A 3,240-nucleotide genomic window follows, 5' to 3' on the forward strand; every position below is an offset into this window, starting at 1 on the left:
GAAGAAAACAAAGTTAAAGAAAAAGAACCAAGCAATTTATATATTGCTTGATTCTTTAAATCACTCTTTATCAACAGGATTTGACAAAGAGCCAATTTTCACCGATAAATGAAAAAATAGCTTTATTATTTTATAAAAGTATTCTATTTTTTTAGACTGCACCCTTATTAATACAACTTTATTTACAAAATTAATATCAATATTAATTTAAAAGTCGAGGTATTCATATGAATCTGAATCAACTATATTATTTTCGAGAATTGGCTGAAAAAAGACAATTTACTCAAGCTGCAAACAACTTATATATTAGTCAACCAACATTATCTTTATCAATTAAACAACTCGAGAAAGAGCTTCATTGCAAATTATTTGTTCATAATGGACGCTATGTTAAATTAACTAAATACGGCCGGATTTTTTATGATACTGTGATTAACAGCCTCGATACACTTGATACAGGTACCAGACGGCTTAAACAAACTATTAGTCAAGATGCTGGCAATATCAATTTAGCATGTATTCCCACATCTGTGGGAACGCTAATGCCACACATTGTTAAAGAATATATGCAAGAAGTAGATAAGGCTCCACATTTTATTTATCATGATAATCCTTCACTTCAAATATGTAATGGTATTCAAAAAGGTTGGTACGATATTGGCATTTGCTCATATGTCTCTGGCTTTGACAATTTTACCTTTGTCCCTTTATACACTGAAGAAATTATTGCTATTTGCTCTGAAGACAATGATTTAGCCAAAATTGCAGAAATTACTCCTGAAGAACTTAGAGGTGAATCTATTATTACTTACACAAAAGACATTACAATTGGGAAAGATGTTACTGGTGCTCTTTTATCTCAAGCTTCAGACCTAATGATTGTAAATTCAATGCATGATGAATTAGCCATTGCTGGGCAAGTTTTATCAAATAATATGGTTGGAATAGTCGCCAATACTATCTATTTAGAAGGTTTTAACCTGCACAAAATCAAGTTACTAAATTTACCTAAGAATACCCGGCAAGTATATTTAGTTTATGATTCTGAAAGAGTAACCTCAGATGCGACTCTTGATTTTATTGATTGGTTAAAAGCAAATAAAAATAAAATCGATAACAAGCTTCATCAAAAAAGAGATATTTAATTCTAAGCCTTAAGCTCCTAGTAGTTTAGGGCTTTTTTATTAAGTTATTAATTAAATTAATTTCAATATTAAAGCGCTTTCTATTAAGCTATAAAAAAGGGAGATGCTAATATGGAAAATCGATTATGTCACGCTTTGGGAATTAATACTCCCATCATTCATTATCCCATGCACACAATGACTAACGGCAAAATGGTTGCTGCTATTAGTGAAGCGGGCGGTTTGGGAATTTTAGGAATAAATGCTGGTTATAATGTTACCGACGCTACAACCGGCGCCTCTTCTACCGATAGTGAAGTTATTGGTAACCCAGATAATTATTCTATTTTAGATACAATGACTGAACGAAATTTAATGAATGAACAAATTAATACAGCTATAGAAAACACCTTTAGACCATTTGGAGTAGAAGTAGCAAGTAAAGAAGACAGTCCTGAAAAAGATCCTACTGCCAAAAGTATTGTCGAATTAATGAGAAAAAGAAGATTAACAATTGCTCTTTTTGAAGGATTTGGTAAGCCAATTTCAAAACCATGGGTAGATATTTTACATAGTAATGGGATTAAAATTCTACAATTCGTCGTTGATTTTAATTCTGCAACTCTTGCTATAAATAATGGCCTTGACATTGTTATTGTTAATCAGCTTGCATTAGCTAAAAGAATTCACAAGAAATATCCCGACATTATCATTTGCGTAAAAGGTAGCGATGACTTTAGCAAATCAAAGAAACAACTAAATCAAGTAGATGGAATTTATCTAAATACACCGTTTGCTATCTGCAAAGAGGCAATTATCGATGATAGTATTCGAAATCGTCTTTTATCTGCACAGCCAACTGACTTGGTTACTTTGTCATTACCATTTGGAAATTTCTTAACTTTTAAAACACCTTATATAGAAAAAATTTTAACTCAAAATTTAAGTCCAAATGAGTTATTTAAAGAGCTAAACCGATATCAAGGGTTAATTGATGGTATGGTTAAAGGAAATCTAAATCAAGGATATTGCTTATTTGACTTAGATAGTTACTTAATAAAGCATTCTATATCTGCTCAGGAAATAATTAATAAAATATATCCTGAATAAATTTAACAGTGAGGACTACTACTTTGAAGAATTTACGAACAAGAAACCTAGCCATTACAGCGATTTTTGTTGCTATTTTACTTATTCAAACTTTTGCACCTAATATTGGATATATTCGGATTTTACCAACCTTACCAGCAATTACAACCATTCCATTAACAATTGCAGTATATTCATCACTACTAGGTTATAAAAAAGGAACAGAATTTGGATTACTTTGGGGAATAACTCGACTTATAGTTGCATATGTTCAACCAGGTGATTTAGTTAGTTTATTACTTTTTAGAAATGTTTTTATTTCACTTATACCTAGTATCGTAGCGGGTTTGGTACCGGGCGTCATTTCAAAATTGAAATCTAAAATTAGTTCACCTATTGTTTATTTATTAGCTGGAGCCTTCACATCACTTGCCAATACTTTTTTTGTCATTTTACTAACCACACTTTTTTACTTCAATAACTCAAAAGCATTGCTACAAGCTCTAAACTCTCAAAACTCAAATAATTCTTTATTTGTAATTTTAATATTAGCACTTGGATTTAGTGGTTTGGTAGAGATGATTTTCACAGCAATCGCTACATCAGTTATTGTTCTACCTTTAAAAAGAGTTTTAGAAAGAAACATTTAAAATAGGGAAATAAAAGTTTGATTTTCACTAGATAAAAAAGCAACTATTTACTTAGATAACTAAGCATAGTTGCTTTCTTTTTATAATCTATTTCAGATTCTGATGAATTATTTTTCGAATTTCATCATCACTAAGGCTGAAGTCTGGACCAACTGATTTCTTTATTTGTTTAAACAAGTCTGATTCATTAATCTCTGGACGCATTTTTCGAATTGTAACGGTTAGTACTCTGACCGTATTTTTATTGCCTTCTTCTCGGCCTTCTTCTCGGCCTTTCTCAACGCCACGTCTTTCAGCTACCGCAGTTTCTTCCTTCATCCGTAGTTCTGCTGTTCTCATAAGATTTCTCCTTTTGAAGCGAAATTAATTACTTTTGC

At 31.4% G+C, this 3,240-nt stretch carries 4 protein-coding genes; 3 read left to right on the top strand and 1 reads right to left on the bottom strand.

Going from position 1 to position 3,240, the window contains the following annotated elements:
* Window positions 1-227: 227 nt before the first annotated feature.
* The 3 genes from H628_RS07285 (at window position 228) to H628_RS0104165 (ending at window position 2,863) form a co-directional block, all read left to right on the top strand.
* A complete protein-coding gene (locus H628_RS07285; RefSeq protein WP_051237964.1) occupies window positions 228-1,145 on the top strand; it encodes a LysR family transcriptional regulator in 918 nt (305 codons plus the stop codon).
* Between the two features lie 111 nt (window positions 1,146-1,256).
* Entirely contained in the window at window positions 1,257-2,234 is a 978-nt protein-coding gene (locus H628_RS0104160; protein ID WP_027825334.1) for a nitronate monooxygenase, read from the top strand.
* Window positions 2,235-2,257: 23 nt separating this feature from the next.
* On the top strand, window positions 2,258-2,863 hold the full coding sequence (locus tag H628_RS0104165) for an ECF transporter S component (protein ID WP_027825335.1): 606 nt from the start codon (window positions 2,258-2,260) through the stop codon (window positions 2,861-2,863).
* 87 nt (window positions 2,864-2,950) lie between these two features.
* Here H628_RS0104165 and H628_RS0104170 read toward each other — a convergent pair whose 3' ends face one another.
* Window positions 2,951-3,202, bottom strand: coding sequence for a hypothetical protein (locus H628_RS0104170; protein ID WP_027825336.1), 252 nt, complete (start codon window positions 3,200-3,202; stop codon window positions 2,951-2,953).
* Between the last annotated feature and the right edge of the window lie 38 nt (window positions 3,203-3,240).

Source organism: Lactobacillus psittaci DSM 15354, from assembly GCF_000425905.1.
Classification (GTDB): Bacteria; Bacillota; Bacilli; order Lactobacillales; family Lactobacillaceae; genus Lactobacillus; species Lactobacillus psittaci.

What these genes read in the sequence shown, in the direction of transcription:
- H628_RS0104170 (WP_027825336.1), bottom strand. Translation starts at nt 3,202, where the DNA reads ATGAGAACAGCAGAACTACGGATGAAGGAAGAAACTGCGGTAGCTGAA.
- H628_RS07285 (WP_051237964.1), top strand. Translation starts at nt 228, where the DNA reads ATGAATCTGAATCAACTATATTATTTTCGAGAATTGGCTGAAAAAAGA.
- H628_RS0104160 (WP_027825334.1), top strand. Translation starts at nt 1,257, where the DNA reads ATGGAAAATCGATTATGTCACGCTTTGGGAATTAATACTCCCATCATT.